The following is a 22,222-nucleotide window of genomic DNA, read 5'->3' on the forward strand; positions in this document are numbered from 1 at the left end:
GCGTCGGACTGTGCGCCTTGCTTCCGGCCCAAATCGGCGCAAACGCGATCCACTCACCAAACGTCAACAGCCCCTAGTCCAGGGTATCCAGATAATCGCGCGCCGGCCAGTTGGCGCTGCGTTTCCAGGGCTGCGGCGCGCTGGGCGGCAGCGCTTGCGGCTCCACCGTGATGGTCTCGCGTTGGCGGCCATCGGCGCTCAGCAGCGACACGCGCAGCGGCATCTGCCAGCGCTGACTCCAGCGCAAGGTCTTGCCGCCTTTGGTGTAGACGATGGTGTCGGCGCTGTCGTTTGTCTTGGCGAAGCCGTGCAGTTGCGCGATATCCACCAATTGGCTGGCGCGCGCCCAGGAGCCGTCGAAGCCGGCGTCGCTCCATTCGCGCCAGACGTGTCCGCCCTGGCGCACCCATTTTTCGCTGTAGCGCAGGGTTTTTTCCACGCCGTCTGCGCCCTGGCTGACGGTTTCGTAACGGACGATGGCCTGCAGGTCCGGCAGGGCGGCGGCCGCCTGCTGTGCCAACAGCGCCAGCGCGGCGATAAGCAAAACTTTCATGGATGTTTCCTGAAGTGGAGAGGCGCGCGGCGCTTGGGCCGCGCGCCGGGGAGGGTTACAGGCCGAGCGCGGATTTCACCAAGCCGAATACCTTGGTGTTGTCCATCACGCCCTTGAAGCCGCTGCTGCCGGCGCCGCCGGACATCAGCATCACGTCGCCGCCGCCGTGGGTTTCGCTGGATAGGCGGATGCCGGTTTCCTGTTGATAGTCATCCGCTGTGGCGGTGGCGGAATCGACCGACACGCGGCTGGGTTTGCGGTTGGGGCCATTGCCGAAGACCAGCGTGGTGTAGACGGCGCCATTGGCGTCTTTGGCCGCTTGGCCGTCCGCATAGCTGCGGGCGATGTCGTGTATGGGATTGCCGCGCTTGGAGTAGCCGTTGATGGTCATGGTGTGGTCATGATCGGCAGTGACCACGACCAACGTGCTTTTCAGATCGACTTTGGCCAGGGCGGTCTTGATGGCCTCGTCGAAGGCGATGGTGTCGACCAGCGCGCGCTTGGCATTGGTGCCGTGCAGGGCGTGGTCGATGCGGCCGCCTTCCACCATCAGCACGTAGCCGTTGCCGTTCTTGGACAGCACGTCTATCGCCGCGGCGGTCATCTGCGCCAGGCTGGGTTGATCCAGCTTGTTCTTGACCCGGTCCAGCTCGTAGTCCAGATGATCGTTGGCGAAGATGCCTACCACGCGGCTGGCGGATTTGGCGTCGAAGGCGGCCAGCTGGCTGCCGGTTTGCAGCACCGGGTAGCCTTTGGCGGCGAACTCTTGCAGCAGATTGCGGCCGTCGCTGCGCTTGCCGCCTTTTTGCGTGGCAGGCAGCAGGAACTTGGCGCCGCCGCCCATCAGCACGTCGAGGCCGTTGCCGAGCTTGGCGTTGTAGCCGGCGCCGCCCGGCACCGCCTGGGCGATGATGTCGGATTCGGCGTCGCGATGGCAGACGTGGGCGTAGGTGGCGGCCGGGGTGGCGTGGGTGACGCGGGTGGTGGTGACGGCGCCGATGGCCTTGCCCTTGGCCTTGGCCAGCTCCAGCAGGGTGGCGGCGGGCGCGCCGTTGTTCGCGCCGCAGTTGCCGGTGCCATCCTTATTCGGCTCGATGGCGCGGGTGTCGGACGACATGGAGATGACTTCGTTGTTCATCTTCACGCCGGTCATGTACGCCGCCATGGACGGCGCGCTGTCGGTGGTCTGCGCGTCGTTGGAGAAGGTTTTGATGCGCGCGGTGCGGTCAAGCTTTTCCATGCTGAGCTTGCCGCTCTCGCCATACTGGTAGATGCGCGAGGCGGTGACGGTAGCCGGGCCCATGCCGTCTCCGAGAAAAAAGATCACATTCTTGGCTTCGCCGGCGGCTTGTGCCGGAGCGGTATGCAGGGCGGCCAGCACGGCGGCGGCCAGCACGGCGGCGGCCAGCAGAGTTTTCATCACGGTTTGCATATTCTTGTTCCCCAATGGGCTTAGAGGCCGGCGGCTTTCTTGACGATGCCGAATACTTCGATGTTTTCCAGGAAGCCGCGGATGCTGTCCGCGCCCTGGCCGATGGCGGCGATGTAGACATCGGTGCCGCCGTGGGTCTCGCCGCCTGCAGGCATCGGGATGGCCGCTTCCTGGTGGTAGTTGCTGCCTGACACCGCATCGTCGGTCAGCGCGGCGGCCGCGCTGCGCTTGTCGTTCACCCGGTTTTCGCCATTGCCGAAACCGATGATGGTGTAGGGCATGCCGTCGGCGTCGGTCAGGTTCTTGCCGCTGGCGTAATCCTTGGCCAGGCCAAGCACGCCGGGATTGCCGGGAGCGGTCTTGCCGGTGCGCTTGGCGTAGCCGTTCAGCACCAGCGTATGGTCGTGGTCGGCGGTGACGACGATCAGCGTGTTTTTCAGGCCGGGATCGCGTTGCTGCATGGCATCGATGGCAGCCTTGATCGCCTGGTCGAAGGCGACGGTGTCCTGCAGCGCCTTCTTGGCGAGGGTTTCATGCAGCGCGTGGTCGATGCGGCCGCCTTCCACCATCAGGAACATGCCTTGCTTGTCGCTGCGGCCCGCCAGCATGGCGATGGCCTTGGCGGTCATGTCGGCCAAGCTCGGTTCCTTGCCGGCGTCGCGGTCCAGGTCGTAGCTCATGTGGCTGCTGGTGAACAGGCCGACGGCGCGGCGGGTTTTGGCCGGGTCGATGGCGTCGAGGCTGGCCTTGTCCGCCGCGTAGCCATAGCCCTTGGCCTTCAGTTCCGCAACCAGGTCGCGGCCGTCGGCGCGCTTGCCGCCGGCGCTCTTGGGCTGGAAGAACTGGCGCCCGCCGCCGAACACCACGTCCACGCCGTCCAGCAGCGCGCTGTTGTACTGTGCGCCGCCCGGCACCAGTTGCGCGGCGATGTCGGATTCCGCGTCGCGGTGGCAGACGTGGGCATAGGTGGCGGCGGGCGTGGCGTGAGTGACGCGGGTCGTGGTCACCACGCCGGTGGCCCAGCCTTTGGACTTGGCCAGCTCCAAGAGCGTGGAAACCGGCTTGCCGTTGCCGGCGCCGCAGTTGCCGGTGGCGTCCTTGGTCGGCTCGATGGCGCGGGTGTCGGACGACATGGAGATGACTTCGTTGTTCATCTTCACGCCGGTCATGTACGCCGACATGGATGGCGCGCTGTCGGTGACCTGGGCATCCTGCGAGAAGGTTTTGACGAAGCCGGACTCCGGCAGCGTGTCCATGGTCAGCTGGCCATCTTCGCCCACGGCGTAGATGCGGGCGGCGGTGGTGGTGGTGATGCCCATGCCGTCGCCGAGGAAGAAGATGACGTTCTTGGCGCTGGCCGGGGGCTTGGTCTCGGCATTGTCTTGCGGAACCGCGCGGCTGGCGCTGCCGTCGCTATTGCAGGCTGCGAGGCCGAAGGCCAGCACAATGCTGGCGCTGAGGGAGAAGATGCGCATTGAATCTACCTTTTTTATGAAAAAATGCGCAGTCAGGTTAATTTTCTAATGTTTCATCCAAAATAAATTGTTATTAAATATTAAGCGGTGTTGTTTTTCAGGCTTTCCACAGCCGGGCGAGGAACGATACGCGCACTCTGGCTTCGTCGGCATGGCAGGGGGCGACGATGCGCAGCCCCGGCTTGCTGGTGTCGCGCAGCAGCGGCTCGCCGTAAGTCGGGCCGTCGCCGCGGCGGATGGCGGCCACCATCGGCTCCCGCGGCTGGGCGCCGGAGGCGGTGACCACGCAGATTTCGTCGCTGGCCAGGCGGACGAAGCTGCCGGGCGGATAGATGCCGATTTCGCGGATCAGCAGCGTGATGAAGGCCAGGTCGAATTCGCGGTCTTTGCGTTGGAATATCTGGCCCAGGGCGGTGGCGGGCAGCAGGGCGGAGCGATAGCGGCGCGGCAGCAGCTTGGCGCAGGTGATGTCGGCCAGGTGCAGCAGATGGGCCGGCGGCAGGATCTGCTCCTTGGTCAGGCCTTGCGGATAGCCGGTGCCTTCCCAGGATTCGTGGTGCGTTTGCTCCAGGGTGTGCCACAGCTGGTCATCGATGCCGGCCTCGCGCAGGATGGCCGAGCTCATCAGCGGATGGTCGCGTATGGCCTGGCGCTGGTGTTCGTTGAGGCTGGCGCGCTGGCCGTACAGCTCGTTCTGCAGCTCCACTTGCGAGATATTCATCGTCAGCGCGGCGCAGATCAGGATTTCGCGGTGGCGCGGCGGCAGCTCGACGCGGCGGGTCAGGATGGCCAGCAAGGCGGCGGTGTGCAGCGAGTGCGCCACGCTGTATTCGCTGAACGGTACCAGGAAGATGGAGGCGACCAGCGCGTCGTGATGGTTTTCCGCCATCCGGATCAGCGCCTGGGTCAATTCCATGATGCGCGCTTCCAGATTCGGTATGGTCAAGGCGCGGTGCAGCACGTTGCGGACCCGCACTTGCAGGAAGGCGATGTCTTCGAACAGCGACAGTTTGCTGAAGTCGTTGAGGTTGGGCTTGTCCAGCGCGCGGACATCGGCCTTGGCCTCGGCGTAGCCCATTTGGACCAGCTTCTGCTTCAAGTCCGGCGACAGCACATAGTGTCCCCGCTTGAGCAGCAGAAAGCCGGTGTCCGAATACACGTCGACCGGCAGCGCCTTGCCGACTTCCACCATCGCGGAGTAGATCTTGGCCGGTTTTTTTGTGGAATCCACAGTCATGAAGAATTACCGCTTGTAATACCCAAGGTTTTACAAATGATAATCCAAGGGCATGACAAGCTGGCAATTTTCACGGTCAGCGCGGCAAGTCGCTCCAGATCTTCAATAAACGCTTAACAGAGACGGGGTAAGGTGTTTTTAATTCCTGCGCGAACAGGCTGACGCGCAGCTCTTCCAGCATCCAGCGGAACGCCATCACCTCCGGCGCCGGCTCGCCCTGTTCGCGTTGCTCCGCCACCCTTTGTTCCCATTTTTGCCACAGATCGCGGATTTCCGCCGCGCGCTGGCCATCGCGTTGCGGATTGGCCGGCTGCTTGTCCATGCGCAGGCTCATCGCCCTCATGTAGCGAGGCAGATGGGGCAGCTGGCTCCACGGCGTGTTGTTGAGGAAGCCCTTGTAAACCAGCCGCTCCAGCTGGCCTTTCAGCTCGTATCCCAGCTTGTGCTTTTGCAGCTTGTTGGCGAGCGGAGTGTACTCGGCCGCGATCTGCTGCAGATATTGCGCCACCGCCTGGATCACCGCCGGCAGGCGGGTGCGGGCGCGGGTTTTCTGCTCGTTGAAGGCTTTCTCGCTGCGCGGCAGCGCGTCCTCGCCGATGAAGGCGCGGTCGCAGATGCAGGCGATGGCGTCGGCCAGCAGCTCGTCGACATTGGCCACGGCGCGTAATTGCAGGCCGATTTGCGTCATGCCGGGCAAACCCTTGCCCAGCTGCTTCATCTGCTCTTTCAGTTGCAACTGCAATAGCCGCACCACGCCCTGGCGGTGGTGCTTTTCCGCCACGGCCTGGGTATCGAACAGACGGATGGCGACGCGGTCCTCCTCCAGCGTCAGCGCCGGGTAGCCGGTGAGCTGCTGGCGGCCGCGGGCGAATTGGATGCTCTCCGGCAGCTCGCCGAAGTCCCAGGTCTTGACGTCGTCGCGTTCGAACTCCGCGCTGGTGTCGCGGAAGGTCAGCTGCGCCGCCTGGCCGAACTGCTTTTGCAGCGCGATCAGGTCGCGGCCCATGCCGATTTCCTGCTTGCCGTCGTCGATGACGCGGAAGTTGAACAGCATGTGTTCCGGCAGGTCCTGCGTATTGAACTCGTCGATGTCCACCTTGACGCCGCCGGTCTCGCGCAGGATGAAGCGCGCCAACTGCGGCGCGATAGGCTGCTGCGGGTCCGGATTGCTCAGCAGGAAGCGGGTGACGAAGTCCGGCACCGGCACGCAGCAGCGGCGGATCTGCTTGGGCAGGCCCTTGATCAGCTGCTGCAGTTTGTCGCGGATCATGCCCGGCACCAGCCATTCAAATGGGGCCGGCTGCAAGCGGTTGAGGATGGCCAGCGGCACGTCCAGGGTAACGCCGTCCAAAGGATGTTTAGGCTCGAAGCGGTAGCGCAGTTTCAGCTTGCCGTCCTCCAGTTCCAGCCATTCCGGGAACTGGTTTTCCGTGACGTGCTGGGCGGCGTGGCGCATCAGCTCGTCGCGGGTCAGGTGCAGCAGCTTGGGTTCGGTTTTTTCCGCTTCCTTGCGCCAGGCTTCGAAGCTGGCGGCATCGACGACGTCGGCCGGGATGCGCTCGCTGTAGAAGGCGTACAGCGCCTCCTCGTCCACCAGCACGTCCTGGCGGCGCGCCTTGTGCTCCAGCTGTTCCACTTCGCGGATCAGCTGCTGGTTGCGCTGGAAGAACGCTGCATTGCTGACGTATTCCATATTGACCAGCGCGCCGCGGATGAACAGCTCGCGCGCTTCTTCCGGCGCGATGCGGCCGTAGCTGACGGCGCGGCGCGGGATCAGCGTCAGGCCGTACAGCGTTACGCGTTCGCTGGCCACCACTTCGCCGCGGCTCTTTTCCCAGTGCGGTTCGAAGTAGTGGTACTTCACCAAGTGGGGGGCCAGCTTCTCCACCCATTCCGGCTCGATCTTGGCCACGCAGCGGGCATAGAGGCGGGTGGTTTCCACCAGCTCGGCCGCCACCAGCCACTTGGGCTTGGCCTTTTTCAGGCCGGAGCCGGGGAAGACGTGGAAGTTGACGCCGCGCGCGCCCTGGTAGTCGTCGCCTTCCTGGTTCTTCATGCCGATATTGCCGATCAGGCCGGTGACCAGCGCCTTGTGCAGATTCTCGTAGGCCACCGCGTCCACTTGCTGGCGCTTTTTCTGCGTCATCTGCGCGTCGGGTTGTTCGGCGTCGGCATGGGCTTCGTCGCGCGTGATCAGGCCCAGCTCGCTGGCGATCTCGGCCAGCTGCGCGTGCAGTTCGCGCCACTCGCGCATGCGCAAATAGGACAGGAAGTGCTCGTGGCAGGCGTTGACCAGCTGGCGGTTGGATTTCTTGTGCTTCAGCGCGTCGGCGAAGAAATCCCACAGGTGCAGGAAGGACAGGAAGTCCGATTTCTCGTCGTTGAAGCGCGCCTGGGCCTTCTCCGCCGCGTCGCGGGCTTCAAACGGACGCTCGCGCGGGTCTTGGATGCTCAAGGCGGCGGCGATGATCAGCACCTCGCGCGCGCAGTGGTAGTCGCGGCCGGCCAGCATGAGTCGGCCCACTTTCGGGTCCACCGGAATGCGCGCCAGCTCCTTGCCGACGGTGGTCAACTCACCCTTGTCGTCCACCGCGCCCAGCTCGGTCAGCACCTGGTAGCCGTCGGCGATCAGGCGGCTGGACGGCGCTTCCAGGAAGGGGAAGGCGTCGACCTTGCCCAGGCGCAGCGCGGCCATGCGTAGAATCACCGCCGCCAGGTTGGAGCGGACGATTTCCGGGTCGGTGAAGGCCGGGCGAGCGTTGAAGTCGTCTTCGGCGTACAGGCGCACGCAGATGCCGGACTCCACGCGGCCGCAACGGCCGGCGCGCTGGCGGGCTGCCGCCTGCGAAATCTTTTCCACCTGCAGCTGTTCCACCTTGGCGCGCGGGCTGTAGCGGTTGATGCGGGCGAGGCCGGTGTCGATCACGTACTTGATGCCGGGCACCGTCAGCGAGGTTTCGGCCACGTTGGTGGCCAGCACGATGCGGCGGCCGCCGGACGGCTTGAAGATATTTTGCTGGTCCTCGTTGGACAGCCGCGCGAACAAGGGCAGGATTTCGTAGCCGCGGATGCCGGACTTGCGCAGCTTCTCAGCCGTTTCGCGGATTTCGCGCTCTCCGGGCAGGAAGACCAGCATGTCGCCGGGGCCCTGGCGCGACAGCTCGTCCGCCGCGTCGACGATGGCGTCCTCCATCTCCATCTCGCGCTCGTCTTCGTCACGCTGCTTCAGCGGCCGGTAGCGCACTTCCACCGGGAAGGTGCGGCCGGAGACTTCGATCACCGGCGCGCCGTCGAAGTGGCGGGCGAAGCGGTCGGCGTCGATGGTGGCGGAGGTGATGATGACTTTCAGGTCCGGCCGGCGCGGCAGCAGCTGCTTCAGGTAGCCGAGCAGGAAATCGATGTTCAGGCTGCGCTCGTGCGCTTCGTCGATGATGATGGTGTCGTAGGCTTCCAGATAACGGTCGGTTTGCGTTTCCGCCAGCATGATGCCGTCCGTCATCAGCTTGATCACCGACTTTTCCGACAATTTATCTGTGAAGCGCACCTTGAAGCCGACATGCTCGCCGAGCTGCGATCCCAGCTCCTGCGCGATGCGCGTCGCCACCGAGCGCGCGGCCAGCCGGCGCGGCTGGGTGTGGCCGATCAGGCCGAACACGCCCCGGCCCAGCTCCAGGCAGATCTTGGGAATCTGCGTGGTTTTGCCGGAGCCGGTCTCGCCGCAGATGATCACCACCTGGTTCTTGTCGATCGCGCTCTTGATGTCGTCCAGTTTCTGGTTGACCGGCAGCGAATCGTCGAAGCTCGGTTTGGGCAGATGGCGGCGGCGAGCCTCGGCGCGCTCGCGCGAGCGGTCGATCTGGCTGGCGATGTCCGTGAGCAGCTTGTCGGCCGGCTGGTTCTTTTTCAGCCGGTCGCCGGCGTCGGCGAGCTTGCGGCGCAGCAGGTGGCGGTCGCGGATCAGACAGCAGGACAGGGCGGATTTCAGGTCGGCGAGGCGGGCGGCAGGAGTCATCGGCTAAAGAACGGAGAATTGCGGAAAGCGCCGATTATAGCAGAGCGGGCGGCGGCGAGCCGCCCGCGCTTGGCATCAGGCCTCGGCTTCTTCCTCGCGGATTTCCCAGCGTGGGAACGGGTCGTCCAGCGCTTGCCAGGCCTCCATGCCGCCGGCCAATTCGGCATCGTTCAGCAGACAGGCGTCGAAGCCGGCCGTCAGCGCCTGGCTGTCCATGTCCATGCCGATCAGCACCAGCTCTTGCTGGCGGTCGCCGAACGGCTCGGCCCAGCGCGAGCGGATCAGCGCCAGGCTGTCTTCGTCTTGGGGCCATTCCGCGCAGTCCAGCGCCGCCCACCATAAGCCGGCGCAGGAATGGCGGGCCACCGATCCGGCTTGCGACCACAAGGCGGCGAACTGCGGCCGGCTGGCCAGCCAGAAATAACCTTTGGAGCGCACCACGCCGGGCCATTCCTGCCGCATCCATTGCCAAAGTCGTTGCGGGTGGAACGGTCGGCGCGCGCGGTAGACGAAGCTTTCGATGCCGTAGGCCTCGGTTTCCGGCACATGCTCGCCGCGCAGTTCGGCCAGCCAGCCCGGCGCTTCGGCGGCGGCGTCGAAGTCGAAGCGGCCGGTATCGAGCACCCTGTCCAGCGGCACGCGGCCGAATTCGCTGCGCGCGATGTCTGCGCGCGGGTTCAGCGAGCGCAGAATGCCCTCCAGCTCAGCCAGCGCTTCGGCGCTGATCAGATCGGTCTTGTTCAGCACGATGACGTCGCAGAACTCCACTTGTTCGATCAGCAGATCCGCCACGGTGCGCTCGTCTTCCTCGCCCAAGCTGGCTTGGCGGTCGGTGAGACTGTCGCGCGACGCGTAGTCGCGCAGGAAATTACAGGCATCCACCACCGTCACCATGGTGTCCAGCCGCGCCAGGTCCGCCAGGCTGCGGCCATCTTCGTCGCGGAAAGTGAAGGTTTCCGCCACCGGCAGCGGCTCGGAGATGCCGGTGGATTCGATCAGCAGGTAGTCGAAGCGGCCTTCCGCCGCCAGGCGGCGGATTTCCAGCAGCAGGTCCTCGCGCAGCGTGCAGCAGATGCAGCCATTGCTCATCTCCACCAGCTTTTCCTCGGCGCGCGACAACTGGGCGCCGCCTTCGCGCACCAGCCGGGCGTCGATATTGACCTCGGACATGTCGTTGACGATCACCGCCACCCGTTTGCCTTCTCGGTTGGCCAGGATGTGGTTCAGCAGCGTGGTCTTGCCGGCGCCGAGAAAGCCGGACAGCACCGTTACCGGCAGCTTGTTCATGCGTATTCCTTGAAATGAGGGAAGAGGGGGCTACCACACCGCGTCCAGCGCCAGCAGCACGCGGGCTTCTCCGGGATGCGGCGCGGGCGAGCGGTGGATGATGCCGCCCTTGGATTCCGGCCATTCGGCGCCCTTGAGCAGCAGCACGGCGAACGGCGGCGCGCGGACTATGGCGGACGCGTCGAGGACCAGCCCGGATGCCTCGTCAGGCAGGCCCTGAGTGGCTGCGCCCAGCAGGGAGCGGTTTGCAGTGGAGGACGGCAGCCATTCGGTGCCCGGCCCCTGGTAGCAGCACAGCAGGCGCAGGCCGACGCGGTCTACATGGAAGCGCGGACACATCGGGCGGTCCAGCACCTCCAGCCGGACGCCCACTTGCGGACAGCCGGTCAGCGTGGCGTACAGCTCGCATAGCCAGGCAATGTCGGCTTGCAGCGCGGCACGGCCGGGCAAGTCGGCCAGCGGCAAGTCGGCGCTTTCTCCCGGCGTCACGATTCGCCGCCAGCCCAGTCCCAGCAGGCCGTTTTGCACCGCCCGGCGCAAATAGCCGGCGATATCGGCGTTGGGCGGGCGTCGGTACAGGCATAGCTCGGTGTCGGCATCGAAGATGGCCGCAAGGCTGGCCAGGTTGTCGGAAAAGCGGATGGTTTCGGCGGTGGAGACGGTGGTCATGGCGAGGGGAAGAAGATGGGCTTAAAGAATGTTATATCATTACATTAATTACAATCAAGTTATAACATAACAATCGCTGCGGGCGCAGGGCGGCAAGCGGATGGAATGATGCTAGAGCATCGGCCCCGGCATTTTCGATCATTCTGTCCAAGCTGGGCGTGCGTGATCGGGTGCGCGCTGTATTGCGCGCCTTGGAGCTGGGCTATATCTGAACCCAGCTCCCTCTCTGCTCAGGCCCAGCTCGGCTCGCGACTAGTCGATGCCGGCGCGCGTGCCGGCTGGCTCACCGCCTGGTGCAGTTTTTCCATTTGCTCATCCAGCCGGCGGATGGCCTCGGCGATGTTTTCGGTTTCGCCGGACAGGCTGCGGGTGGCTTCGCCGACGGCGACGATGTCGCCGGCAAACTGGGCGAAGCCCTGGTTCTGATTGGCTTCGGCCTGCGATACCTGGCCCAGCAGATTGGCCAGCTCGGCGGTTTCGCGAATGATGCCGGACAGTTTTTGATGCGCATTCTGCGCGTGGTCGCTGCCCGCGCGCATCTGCTGGTTGCCGTCGCGCATCGCCACGATGGCCTGGTTGGTGCCGTCGACAATCAGCTGGATCTTGCTTTCGATGTCCTGGGTGGCGTTCTGGGTGCGCTCGGCCAGCTTGCGCACTTCGTCGGCCACCACGGCGAAGCCGCGGCCCATTTCGCCGGCGCGGGCGGCCTCGATGGCCGCGTTCAGCGCCAATAGATTGGTTTGGTCGGCGATATCGCGGATCAACTGCACGATGCCGCTGACTTCGGCGCTGCGCTGGCCCAGTTCTTCCAGCTTGCCGGCCGCGTGGCTGATCACTTCGCCGGCGCGGCCCAGTTGCGAAACCGCCTGGTCCATCGCCGAACCGCCCTGCAGCGCCGCGTCGCCGGCGGTTTGCGCCAGCTGGGTGGCCATGGTGGATTGCTCGGCGTTCTGGCTGGTCACCACGGCCATTTGCTGCGCGATCACCACCATGTCTTCGGAGCGGCCGCGCTGGTCCGCCATGGTTTTGGCCATGCTGCCGGTGCTGGCGGCGATCTGGCGGCTGGCGCCGGAGGCGTCGCGGATGGAGTGGCTGATCTGCTCCATCATCAACGCCAGCGTCTGGCTGGCGCGCTCGGCGTCCTGGCGGGCGCTTTCCAGTTTCTCGAAGCTCTTGCTCTTGGCCTTGTCGAAGGCCAGCGCCAGCACCAATACCACCAGCGACAAGCCCGCCAGCGACTTGGCCTGCAGCTTGGGCAGCTCCTCATGCGGCAGCGGGCTTTTGGGGATGGCGTCGATGCCTGACAGCCACATGATGATGCCGACGGCGAGCAGCGACATCGCCAGCCAGAACATGCCGGAGCGGCGGGTGCCGATGAAGACGGCGGTAAAAGGGATGGCGGCGAACCACATCAGGCTGGTGGACAGGATGCCGCCGTTGACATACACCATCCAGCACACCATGGCGTACATGCAGCTGGTGATGAATTCCGCGGTGAAGCGCACGGCGCCGCTGAGCCGCAGCAGCAGCGGGCCAAACAACAGGCCCAGACCGCCCAGCGCGATGCCTTCGGCCATCGGGTAATGGCCCAGGTTCAGGTATTCGATGGCGAACAGCGGGGCCATCAGTCCGGCCAGCAGGCCGACGCCGACCACGGTGCGGGCGCGTATGGCCTGTTCCGGGGACTGGCGGATGCTGTCCGGGATAAACCATTCGGTGATGGCTTGTATAGACATTGGTCTCCCCTCCAAGGATGTTCCAGATGGAAGCGCTCTGATTTTCAAGGATTTATCGTTTGGGCGCCTGGAGGGGGACTTTAAAACAAATGTTTGATCAACTGCAATATGCTGCTGGATTTAAACCGCGCTCAGTGCGCCGTGCGCAAGGGCACGCCGCTAGCCTGCAGGTGGGCCAGCCGCAGCGGATCGGCATCCGGTTCTATGATCAGCAGGCCGATGTCGCCCAGCGGGGCAACCTGAAAAGGCGAGGCGGTATCGAGCTTTTCATTGGTCACCGCCAGAATGATCTGGCCGCATTGCTCCACCAACTGGCGTTTGAACGCGGCTTCGTCCGCCTGCAGCGTGCCGATGCCCAGCTCAGAATCGACGGAGCACGTGCCGAGAAAACAGATATCCGGCCGCATGGCCTGCAGCATGAGCGTAGCGATGGTGCCTAGCGCGTCGCCGCTTTGGTGATTGACGCTGCCGCCGATCAGCAGCAGCTCCAGCTGTTTCTTGCCGAATAATTCGGCGGCGATGGGGATGGAGTTGGTTGCCACAGTCAATGGCAGGTGTTCAGGCAGCGCGCGGGCGATTTCCAGATTGGTGGTGCCGCCGTCCAGAAACACAAACTGCCCGGGTTGCAGTTGCTGGACCGCGGTGGCGGCCAGCCTGGCCTTGCGCGCCTGGTGCTCCTGCTTGCGGGCGCGGAAGCTGGCCTGGTTCTGCGTCAGGGCGATGGCGCCGCCGTATACGCGCTGGCAAACGCCGGCGGCTGCCAGTTCGCGCAGATCGCGGCGGATGGAGTCCTCAGATACGCCAAGCGTTTCCGCCAGCTCGCCGGCCAGCACCCGGCCATGCAGCTGCAATTGCTGGCGAATATAAAGGTGGCGATCTGCGGGGAGGCTGGCGCTGGCGGCGCGTTCTTTGGACATGATGGGTTTTCCAGTGCGGATTTTATGCGCAGTGTTGCATGATCCTGCAGGTTTGGTCAAAACAGGCAGGTATTTATGCCTGATTTCGCATTGTATTTTGCACGATTATGCATGTTCGTGCAAAATGGGCAGTAACAAGCAAGGAGGCTTAGCATGCAATTCATCGTTAGCGATCTGGACGGAACATTGTTGGACGCCGATTCTCGCGTGGCGCCGGAAACCCATGCGGTATTGCGGCAGGTGGCGGCGCGCGGCATTCCGCTGGCCATCGCCACCGGGCGTCATGCGCTTCAGGTGCAACGCTTGTGGCCGCAGGATCTGCCGGCGGTGCCGGTGATCAGCGCCAACGGCGCGCGCATTCATCTGGCCGATGGCAGCCTGCTGTTTCAGGCCAATCTGTCGCAGGCGCTGCTGGGCCGGCTGTTGCAGCCCGCGCTGGTGCGCGAAGCCGAGCTGGGCGTGTACCGCGACGATTGCATCATGGCCTATCACAGCCGCCGCGAGTACAGCCATTACACCGGCCAGGTGGGCGAGATCGCCGATCTAGCCAGCTTCTCGGCCGACGATGTGTCCAAAGTGATCTATTGCGGCGCGCCGGAATTGCTGGCCGAAATCGAAGCCGACATCGCCCGCGAATTGGGCGATGCGGTGTCCATGACCTATTCGCAGGTGTGCTACCTGGAAGTGATGGCTCCCGGCGTGCACAAGGGCAGCGCGCTGGCGCGCTTGTTGGCGCATCTGGGCGTGGACGCCGCCGGCTGCGCGGCGTTCGGCGACAATCTCAACGATGCCGAGATGCTGCAATTGGCCGGCTTGCCGCATGTGATGGCCAACGCGCATCCGGAACTGAAACGACGTCTGCCGGATGCTCCGGTGATAGGCCATCATGCGGAGGGCGGCGTGGCTAGGCGCTTGGCTGCCTTGTTGGAACGCGACGGCATCCAAGCCTGATCGGATTCCTCTGCTCTCGAAAAGGCGCAATCGGGCATGTCCGATTGCGCTTTTTCATTCCCTTACTTCCCCCTCCTTCGACTTATCCGTCCCGCTAGTCATCAGTGTTTTCTGATTCTCTTAGATGCCTTGTTTGCATTTGCACAAAAATCATTTGTCATTTTTGCTTTTTGGCGAGCATTTCTAAATAGTTCTCCCTGATTTCTGTTGCATGTAAACACATGGATTTGCCAATTTCATATTACCCATTTTGAATTTTAATTGGGTGAGCTGAATAGGCTTAGGCACAGGCTTTTTGTCTGAATATGCCTTTTGAGTATTGTGAATCTTTGGCTGGATTGTGTAAATGGAAAATATATTCCACTGGTGAAATGCTTGAGATGAAACGCTTTGCTTGGCATTACGTTGACACTTGATAAACCGCAATGTGATTTTATTTCTGACCAACGAGAGGAGGCGGCCATCAATATTGAAGGGGATGATATCCACGATTGGTATTTATGGTTGACTAAATTCTCATTGTGTCCAAGCGATTTCATGCAGCTAAACTGAATGGAGGTCAAATTGAGACTGGATTCATATATCAAGTCCGGAGTGATGGATTCCATACCCATAGTCATTTCTTTTCTCTTTGTATTCTCTTCATTGGGGGCGTTGTATCAGGAGAAGGGCTTGCAGTTGATCGAAACCACGCTGGGGACCGTACTGATATTTGCGGCGCCTTTGCAGATATCGGCTGTCGATCTGCTGTCCAAGGAGCAGGTGCTGGCTGCACTGGCGCTGACCACATTGGTCAATTTCAGATTTTTGTTCATGTCCATGGTAGCGTCGCAGTACTTCAAAGGAGTGGCAAAGATAAAGGTTTTCCTATCCTTGCTCATGTTTAGTGCCAGCACTTATGCGGTTAGCCATTCCCACTTCAAATCCTCTGGTTTGAACGAAGGCCGGAACCAATTCAATTACTACCTCGGGGTTTCAATTCCCAGCTACGTTGTCGCTATCTTGGCTACGGTTGTCGGGTACTTTTTGGCCAGTTATCTGAACTATGCGTCGATAGAGCTATTCGTCGCGATGATATTGCCAATTCACTTTACTGCATTGACTGCCAAGAATGCTGGAAAAGGACTAACCGTCCTGGCAACGGTAGTGGGTGGATTATGCGCGCCGCTGTTGGTTGGCTGGGATACTGTCTGGCTGGTGGTTGGCTTGCCTGTTGCAGCGGGAGCATTTTTCGCCTGGGTAGATAGTGTTCGCCAGAAAAGTGGGAGCGCATGACATGATGGCCACTGTTTTTGTTTCTATCCTTAGTTATTTTTTGAAAGCGTTGCCGTTTCTCTCTGATCGCTTTCAGGGAAGTGGAACGAGTTTCCTGGCACGCTCTGTAGAATATGCGGTGTGCTTTATCATGGGGGCCATCATTGTCAATGTGGCGTTCGGAAATGCTTCGGCCAGCCATTTGATGGAGAGATTCGGACTGAGAGAGTGCGTTGTCTTATTAACGATTCTGGCTTCTTTTCTGGTCTGTAGATTGACTGGATCCATTCTGAAAAGCCTTTTCGTTTCCATGGCCTTGTTCGTAGTTTCAATGTGGGGATTGTCATGAAAAACATCCGATTTTTCGACACCACCATGAGGGATGGTGAGCAGGGAATAGGGTATTTACTCACGAGCGAGCAAAAACTTAGGCTGTTAAGACAGTTGATCCGGCTGAATGTAGAGGTAATTGAGCTGGGCATGGTGACAGATGAAGAGAGCGCAGCGCTGTTTAACGAAGCGGCCAAAATAGCGGGTGAGCAGAATATTGCCGCATTATGCAGACTCAATGAGAAGGATATCGAAAATACCGTTCGTGTGCTTACGCCATTCAAGCAGCCTACGCTAAATCTGCTGTGCATTGGTTCGGAATTACATCTGGAAAAGAAGATGTTCATGAGCCAGTGCGAGGCCTTGAATCTATTGAGCCGCTCGTTGAATCAGGTACACGAGACGGGTTTTCATGGCAATGTTTACGCGATTTTAGAGGATGCGACTCGCGGCAGTGAGAGTTTGCTGCGAAGTACCGTTGAGCATCTGCTGCTGAATGGCGTGCGTAATATTTGCTTTGCCGACACGGTGGGCGCGATGACGCCATCTGCAACCCAATGTTTTTTCGGACAATTTGTTCAGCTATATCCAAGCGTGAATTTTGGCGCGCATTTTCACAATGACCTTGGCTTGGCGGTGGCGAATACGATTGCAGCAGTCGACGCCGGGGTATCGGAGGTACAGGTCACTTTGGGCGGGATTGGCGAGCGTTGCGGCAATGCTTCGTTCGAGGAAATCATCGCTATTCTGGAGTATTGCAAGGATTACAAGGGAAGAATTTCAAGCAAGATCAAGCTGCGCCAATTGATTGAAGTGTGTCGGTATTTTTATAAGCTGATCGGGAAGCCTCCGCATCCTAACAAACCTTTGATTGGCGCGAATGCCTTTTCCACCTGTGCGGGAATCCATCAGAGCGCCATTCTGAAATTTCCTGAAACATATGAATTCATTGATCCTGAGTGTATCGGATTGAAGAGAAGTTTTCATTTTAATCGCTTGTCCAGCAGTAAACTGGCGCAGCGCTTTTCCCAGCAAGGCTGATAAGGAGATTGACATGAAGTTGATTCAGAAAATCGGTTTTTCCACCAATATTTTTGACAATCCGGCTGACATGGCGGGGCTGGTTTCTAGGCTGTCTCGCGTCTATCGGGTGGTGGAAATCGAGTTTGATAAAGAATTCAGGGACATGATCGACTCTGATGAAGGCGAGTGGAACAAGCAAAAAGACGCGCTGAATCGAATTCGCCATGAAGAAGGTGTGTATTTTTCCGCTCATGCGCCATATATCGGCATCGAAACCGACATCGCCAGCGGCGATGAGGTCGTGCGCCGCAGCGCGGTGGATTACCTGCGAGGCTATGTTATCCGTGCTGCCGATATCGGAGCTGAAATTGTCACGGTGCATCCGGGGTATGTTGATTTTGATAGCAATGGGGTGGGAGCATTTGACTTCGCTCAATTGACGCGGTCGCTGGATAGTCTGGCGGCGGTCGCCGCCGATTATGGCGTGGAAGTTCTGCTGGAAAATACCGGACAAGATAGGGAAAAGTACATTGTGCTGTCAGATGAGCAGCACGCTTATCTTTGCGATGGCTGTGGGATTGGTTTGACGCTTGACCTGGTGCATTTTCATTCTTTCCATTATCGGCTTGGCATGGAGGCATACCAGGGGCGCTTGAAGAGCATTCTGCCGAATGTGCGCAATGCGCATTTCAATGATGTGCTCAATGGCGAGCATGTCCACCTGCCCTTGATGAAAGGCAACTTCAATTTCCACCAAGTCATCAAGTTCATGCAGGAGGAAGGCTATCAAGGCAATTTCATTATTGAGGAGTCGGGCGGTGGTTTCGCGCCGGAAAGTTTCGTCGATGCGGGCCGGGAATACATTGAGCGTTTGAACGCCGGTCGCGTGTTCTGATTCACCCTCTCGGCCGGTCCGCGCAAAGCCTGGCGGCCGGCCATCGGCAACAACGGAGAAGAGGCCTTGAGTTACAAGATATTTCTGAAGCCTGCCGGCGTCAGCTTCATGGCGCGCCGTGAGCAGACGATACTGGATGCCGCGCGCGGGGCCGGCGTCGCGCTGCGGCATGGTTGCTTGGTTGGGGCTTGCCGGCTTTGCCGGACGAAGCTGCTGAAGGGCAGCATCGAATTCTTGCCCGGCGGCGGAGGCTGTTTGACAGAGGCGGAGGTTGAGCAGAACTATTTTCTGCCTTGCCGGGCAGTGGCGAGCAGCGATGTCGAGTGCGAGCTGGGGGGCGGGGGGGGGGGGAGGACGCTGCCATCGCGAAGGCGCCGTGGTGTTGAGCAAGGAGCGCCGTGGCGAAGTATTTGTGCTGAAGCTGCAGTTGTCGGGGCGGACGCGGATCCGGCCCGCGCCGGGTCAGTACATTGAGATCGAAAGCGGTCGCGGAGCGTGCCGCGCTTATTCGGTAGCCAATATTCCGCAATGCGATGGGTGTCTGGAATTGCACGTCAAACGCCGGGAAGGGGGGCAATTTTCCCATCGGCATTGTGAAGTGCTGAATCCTGGGGATGTATTGTGGATACACGGTCCGTATGGCGATTTCACCCTGCGGCCCGAGTCTGCCCGGCCTGTGCTGTTCGTCGCCACCGGGACGGGATTTTCGCCCGTCAAAGCCATGTTGGCGTCCGGCTTGTTGGCGCGGAGCAGAACGGTTCGGGTGTATTGGGGCGGCAGGGTGCGGGCGGATTGGTATTTTGCGGACATGATAGAGGATCTAGCGTCCCGATATGATGACTTCCAGTTCCGTCCCGTGTTGTCCAGGCCATCTGGGAACGATGGCTGGTTTGGCAGGGCTGGCCATGTGCAGAAGTGGGTCGAGTCCGAGATCGGCGATTTGCGTGATTACGAGGTCTATGCCTGCGGATCGCCGCAAATGGTTCGCGACGCGTTCGAGGTTTTCACGACGCGCTGCGCATTGCCGGCGGCGCATTATCGCGCGGATGCCTTCTATTCTGGCGGTTGAACCGCGGGCGGCGCAATGAATGAAAACGCCCGCCTAAAAGGGGCGGGCGTTTGGCTTTGCTGTCGCAGGCTGATCGGGATCAGGCCGGCGTCTGCTCCGCCTGCAACGCGGTCAGGGCGATGGTGTAGACGATGTCGTCCACCAGCGCGCCGCGCGACAGGTCGTTGACCGGCTTGCGCAGGCCTTGCAGCATCGGGCCCACCGATACCACGTTGGCGGAGCGCTGCACCGCCTTGTAGGTGGTGTTGCCGGTGTTCAGGTCCGGGAACACGAACACGGTGGCGCGGCCGGCAACCTGGCTGTCCGGGGCCTTTTGGCGGCCGACGGATTCCACCGAGGCCGCGTCATACTGCATCGGGCCGTCGATCAGCAGGTCCGGACGCTTCTCGCGGGCGATGCGGGTGGCTTCGCGGACTTTTTCCACGTCGCTGCCGCTGCCGGAAGAACCGGTGGAGTAGGAGATCATGGCTACGCGCGGCGTGATGCCGAAGGCGGTGGCGGAGTCCGCCGACTGGATGGCGATGTCCGCCAACTGCTCGGCGCTCGGATCCGGATTCACCGCGCAGTCGCCGTACACGTACACCTGTTCCGGCATCAGCATGAAGAATACCGACGACACGATGCTGGAGCCCGGGGCGGTCTTGATCAGCTGCAGCGCCGGACGGATGGTGTTGGCGGTGGTGTGAACCGCGCCGGAGACCAGGCCGTCCACTTCGTTCATCGCCAGCATCATGGTGCCCAGCACCACGGTGTCTTCCAGTTGCTGCTCGGCCATCGGCGCGTTCAGGCCCTTGCCTTTGCGCAGCTCGACCATGGGCTCGATGTAGCGGCCGCGGATCTGGTTCGGATCCAGGATTTCCACCGAGGCAGGCAGCGTCACGCCCTGGGATTCGGCCACTTGCAGGATTTCGGCGCGGTTGCCCAGGAGCACGCAGCGGGCGATGCCCTTTTCGTGGCAGATGGCGGCGGCCTGGATGGTGCGCGGCTCGTTGCCTTCCGGCAGCACGATGCGCTTGTTGGCCTTGCGCGCCTTTTCCATCAGCTGGTAGCGGAAGGCCGGCGGCGGCAGGCGCACTTCGCGCGGCTCGCCGACGCTCTGCTTCAGCGGCGACGCGTCCAGATGCTCGGCGATGAAGTCGATGACCTTCTCCATGCGCTCCAGGTCATCGGACGGCACTTGACGGCTCATCGCGTTCAGCGCGCTGGCGGTTTCCATCGAGTTGAGCGAGGTGGCCAGCACCGGCAGGCCGCCGGTGAAGGCTTGCTGGCACAATTGCTGGATGCGCGGGTCCGGTTCGGAGTCGCAGGTCAGCAGCAGGCCGGCCAGCGGCACGCCGTTCATCGCGGCCATCGACGTGGCCATGACCACGTCTTCGCGTTCGCCCGGAGTGATGATCAGCGCGCCCGGCTTCAACAGATTGACGATGTTCGGCGCGGTGCGGGCGGCCACGACCATGCTGCGCACGCGGCGGCTGGTTTGCTGGCCGGCGTGCACCACGCTGGCGTTCAGATGGCGGGCCACGTCGTGGGTGCGCGGCGCCAGCAGCTCCGGTTGATACGGGATGACGCCCAACAGGGGCAGGCCGGCCTTCTTCAGGCTGCGCGCGTCCTGCACGTCATGCGCCAGCTTGGCGCAGTCGACGTCCGGCAGCACGTGGTTGAGAATGTATCCGGCGACATGCTGGCCGCCAAAGGCCTGGATGCTCATTTCCAGCTGCTCGGCGATTTCCGCCACGCCCAGGTCCTTGGCGGAGCAGACCAGCAGGGTCTGCGCCTGCAGGTTGCGAGCGATCTTGGTGTTCAGGAAAGTGGAGAAGACCTGCTTTTGGTCCGGCACCAGGCCTTCCACGATCACCACGTCCACATTCTGCGCCACTTGCTGGTACAGGCTGACCACTTCTTCCATCAGCTGGTCGACCTGGCCTTGCGACAGCAGGTACTCGACGCGGTCCATGCTGATCGGTTGCGGCGCGTTCAGGCGGCAGATGGCCTGGGCGAAATGGGTGGAGCGTTCCACGCCGTTGTCGTCGGTGCCTTGAGCGATGGGCTTTAGGAAGCCGACGCGCAGGCCGGCTTGTTCCAGCGTGCGCACCGCGCCCAGCGAGACCGAAGTCAGGCCGGCATTGAAGCCGGTGGGAGCAAGGAAAAACGTTTGCATGATGTTTCCTCGGCCGGCTTAGTTGGCCAGGCCCGCCAGCTTGGCGGTATCCATGGCGATCATCAGTTCTTCGTTGGTGTTGATCACCAGGGCCGGCACGGAGTCGGCGGTGGTGATGCGGCCGGCGTTGCCGCGGGTGCAGGCGGCGTTGGCGGCATCGTCCAGCTTCAGGCCCAGGAAGCCCAGCTGCTTGATGACTTCGCCGCGCAGGAAGGACGAGTTCTCGCCGATGCCGCCGGTGAATACCAGGGCGTCCAGACGGCCGGCGCCGACGGTCATCGAGGCAACGTACTTGGCCAGACGGTAGGCGAACACTTCCAGCGCGCGCTTGGCGCCTTCGTGGCCCTTGGCGGCGGCTTCTTCCAGTTCGCGGCAGTCGTTGGACAGTTCGGACAGGCCCAAGAGGCCGGATTCCTTGTTCAGCAGATTGGTGATGGCCTGGATGTCCATGCCGCGTTCGGCGGCCAGGTAGCTGAACACGCTGGGGTCGATGTCGCCGGAGCGGGTGCCCATCACCAGGCCTTCCAGCGGGGTCAGGCCCATGGAGGTGTCGGCGCACTTGCCGTTGCGGATGGCGGAGATCGACGCGCCGTTGCCGAGGTGGGCGATCACCAGGCAGCTGTCTTCCAGCGGCTTGTCCAGCATCTTGGCGGCTTCTTCAGCCACAAAGCGGTAGCTGGTGCCGTGCATGCCGTAGCGGCGCAGGCTGTTCTCGCGATACAGCTTCATCGGCACGGCGTACAGGTAGGCCTTTTCCGGCATGGTCTGGTGGAAGGAGGTGTCGAACACGGCCACTTGCGGCAGGCTCGGGAATTCCTTGATCGCGGTGCGCATGCCCAGGATGTGCGCCGGGTTGTGCAGCGGCGCCAGCTTGATGCAGCGTTCGATTTCGCTGATGGCGGCTTCGTCGAGCAGGGCGGATTGCTTGAAGTGTTCGCCGCCATGAACCACGCGGTGGCCGATGGCTTTCACGCTGTCCAGCAGCGACACTTGCTGCAGTTTCTCGATGATGGCGTGCATGGCCGCGGCGTGGTCCGGCGCGGACAGCAGGGCGGTTTGCTTCTCGCCGTCATGCTTGAAGGTGATGCAGGCGTCGGCCAGACCCAGCTTCTCCGCCAGGCCGGTCATGATGGCGTCGTGGCTGGCGCTGTCGATCAGCGCGAATTTCAGGGAGGAACTGCCGCAATTGATGACTAGGATGCTGGAATTCATAGGTTTGGACAT

Annotated in this window: 18 protein-coding genes; 7 read left to right on the top strand and 11 right to left on the bottom strand. The window is 61.8% G+C overall.

Annotation, left to right across the window (positions count from 1 at the left end; all coding sequences use genetic code 11):
* Window positions 1–73 precede the first annotated feature (73 nt).
* The 9 genes from QUG01_RS18495 to QUG01_RS18535 all read right to left on the bottom strand — a co-directional run bounded on the left by QUG01_RS18495 (window position 74) and on the right by QUG01_RS18535 (window position 13,318).
* Window positions 74–553 carry a hypothetical protein gene (locus QUG01_RS18495; protein ID WP_500831363.1) on the bottom strand — a complete coding sequence of 160 codons (480 nt, stop codon included), beginning with the start codon at window positions 551–553 and terminating at the stop codon, window positions 74–76.
* A gap of 55 nt (window positions 554–608) precedes the next feature.
* A complete protein-coding gene (locus tag QUG01_RS18500) occupies window positions 609–1,973 on the bottom strand; it encodes an alkaline phosphatase (RefSeq protein WP_500831364.1) in 1,365 nt (454 codons plus the stop codon).
* Window positions 1,974–2,005: 32 nt separating this feature from the next.
* On the bottom strand, window positions 2,006–3,460 hold the full coding sequence (locus QUG01_RS18505; protein ID WP_500831365.1) for an alkaline phosphatase: 1,455 nt from the start codon (window positions 3,458–3,460) through the stop codon (window positions 2,006–2,008).
* Between the two features lie 97 nt (window positions 3,461–3,557).
* Entirely contained in the window at window positions 3,558–4,697 is a 1,140-nt protein-coding gene (locus QUG01_RS18510) for an HD-GYP domain-containing protein (protein WP_500831366.1), read from the bottom strand.
* Window positions 4,698–4,773: 76 nt separating this feature from the next.
* On the bottom strand, window positions 4,774–8,709 hold the full coding sequence (hrpA, locus tag QUG01_RS18515) for an ATP-dependent RNA helicase HrpA (protein WP_500831367.1): 3,936 nt from the start codon (window positions 8,707–8,709) through the stop codon (window positions 4,774–4,776).
* A gap of 75 nt (window positions 8,710–8,784) precedes the next feature.
* Window positions 8,785–9,996, bottom strand: a complete 1,212-nt coding sequence (zigA, locus tag QUG01_RS18520) for a zinc metallochaperone GTPase ZigA (protein WP_500831368.1) — start codon at window positions 9,994–9,996, stop codon at window positions 8,785–8,787.
* 30 nt (window positions 9,997–10,026) lie between these two features.
* Entirely contained in the window at window positions 10,027–10,665 is a 639-nt protein-coding gene (locus QUG01_RS18525) for a DUF1826 domain-containing protein (protein WP_500831369.1), read from the bottom strand.
* 230 nt (window positions 10,666–10,895) lie between these two features.
* Entirely contained in the window at window positions 10,896–12,401 is a 1,506-nt protein-coding gene (locus QUG01_RS18530) for a methyl-accepting chemotaxis protein (RefSeq protein ID WP_500831370.1), read from the bottom strand.
* Window positions 12,402–12,532: 131 nt separating this feature from the next.
* The gene (locus QUG01_RS18535) at window positions 12,533–13,318 is read right to left on the bottom strand and encodes a DeoR/GlpR family DNA-binding transcription regulator (protein ID WP_500831371.1); all 786 of its coding nucleotides are present in this window, start codon (window positions 13,316–13,318) and stop codon (window positions 12,533–12,535) included.
* Window positions 13,319–13,471: 153 nt separating this feature from the next.
* On the opposite strand from QUG01_RS18535, the gene QUG01_RS18540 reads away from it, so the two are divergent.
* The 7 genes from QUG01_RS18540 (at window position 13,472) to QUG01_RS18570 (ending at window position 18,840) form a co-directional block, all read left to right on the top strand.
* On the top strand, window positions 13,472–14,269 hold the full coding sequence (locus QUG01_RS18540) for a Cof-type HAD-IIB family hydrolase (protein WP_500831372.1): 798 nt from the start codon (window positions 13,472–13,474) through the stop codon (window positions 14,267–14,269).
* Window positions 14,270–14,866: 597 nt separating this feature from the next.
* Complete coding sequence (locus QUG01_RS18545) at window positions 14,867–15,544, top strand: AzlC family ABC transporter permease (protein ID WP_500831373.1); 678 nt, start codon at window positions 14,867–14,869, stop codon at window positions 15,542–15,544.
* A 1-nt stretch (window position 15,545) separates the two neighbouring features.
* Window positions 15,546–15,872 (top strand): hypothetical protein, encoded by a 327-nt coding sequence (locus QUG01_RS18550; protein WP_500831374.1) that lies wholly within the window; start codon window positions 15,546–15,548, stop codon window positions 15,870–15,872.
* Window positions 15,869–16,894, top strand: coding sequence for a LeuA family protein (locus tag QUG01_RS18555; RefSeq protein ID WP_500831375.1), 1,026 nt, complete (start codon window positions 15,869–15,871; stop codon window positions 16,892–16,894). The genes QUG01_RS18550 and QUG01_RS18555 overlap by 4 nt, the downstream gene beginning before the upstream one ends.
* A gap of 13 nt (window positions 16,895–16,907) precedes the next feature.
* Window positions 16,908–17,771, top strand: coding sequence for a sugar phosphate isomerase/epimerase family protein (locus QUG01_RS18560; protein WP_500831376.1), 864 nt, complete (start codon window positions 16,908–16,910; stop codon window positions 17,769–17,771).
* 66 nt (window positions 17,772–17,837) lie between these two features.
* A complete protein-coding gene (locus tag QUG01_RS18565) occupies window positions 17,838–18,245 on the top strand; it encodes a 2Fe-2S iron-sulfur cluster-binding protein (RefSeq protein ID WP_500831377.1) in 408 nt (135 codons plus the stop codon).
* Window positions 18,154–18,840, top strand: coding sequence for an FAD-binding oxidoreductase (locus tag QUG01_RS18570; protein ID WP_500831378.1), 687 nt, complete (start codon window positions 18,154–18,156; stop codon window positions 18,838–18,840). The genes QUG01_RS18565 and QUG01_RS18570 overlap by 92 nt, the downstream gene beginning before the upstream one ends.
* 79 nt (window positions 18,841–18,919) lie before the next feature.
* On the opposite strand, the gene pta is transcribed toward QUG01_RS18570, so the two are convergent.
* Window positions 18,920–20,998 carry a phosphate acetyltransferase gene (gene pta, locus QUG01_RS18575; protein WP_500831379.1) on the bottom strand — a complete coding sequence of 693 codons (2,079 nt, stop codon included), beginning with the start codon at window positions 20,996–20,998 and terminating at the stop codon, window positions 18,920–18,922.
* A gap of 18 nt (window positions 20,999–21,016) precedes the next feature.
* The gene (locus QUG01_RS18580; protein WP_500831384.1) at window positions 21,017–22,210 is read right to left on the bottom strand and encodes an acetate kinase; all 1,194 of its coding nucleotides are present in this window, start codon (window positions 22,208–22,210) and stop codon (window positions 21,017–21,019) included.
* Between the last annotated feature and the right edge of the window lie 12 nt (window positions 22,211–22,222).

This window comes from Chromobacterium sp. CCUG 76385 (assembly GCF_059916625.1).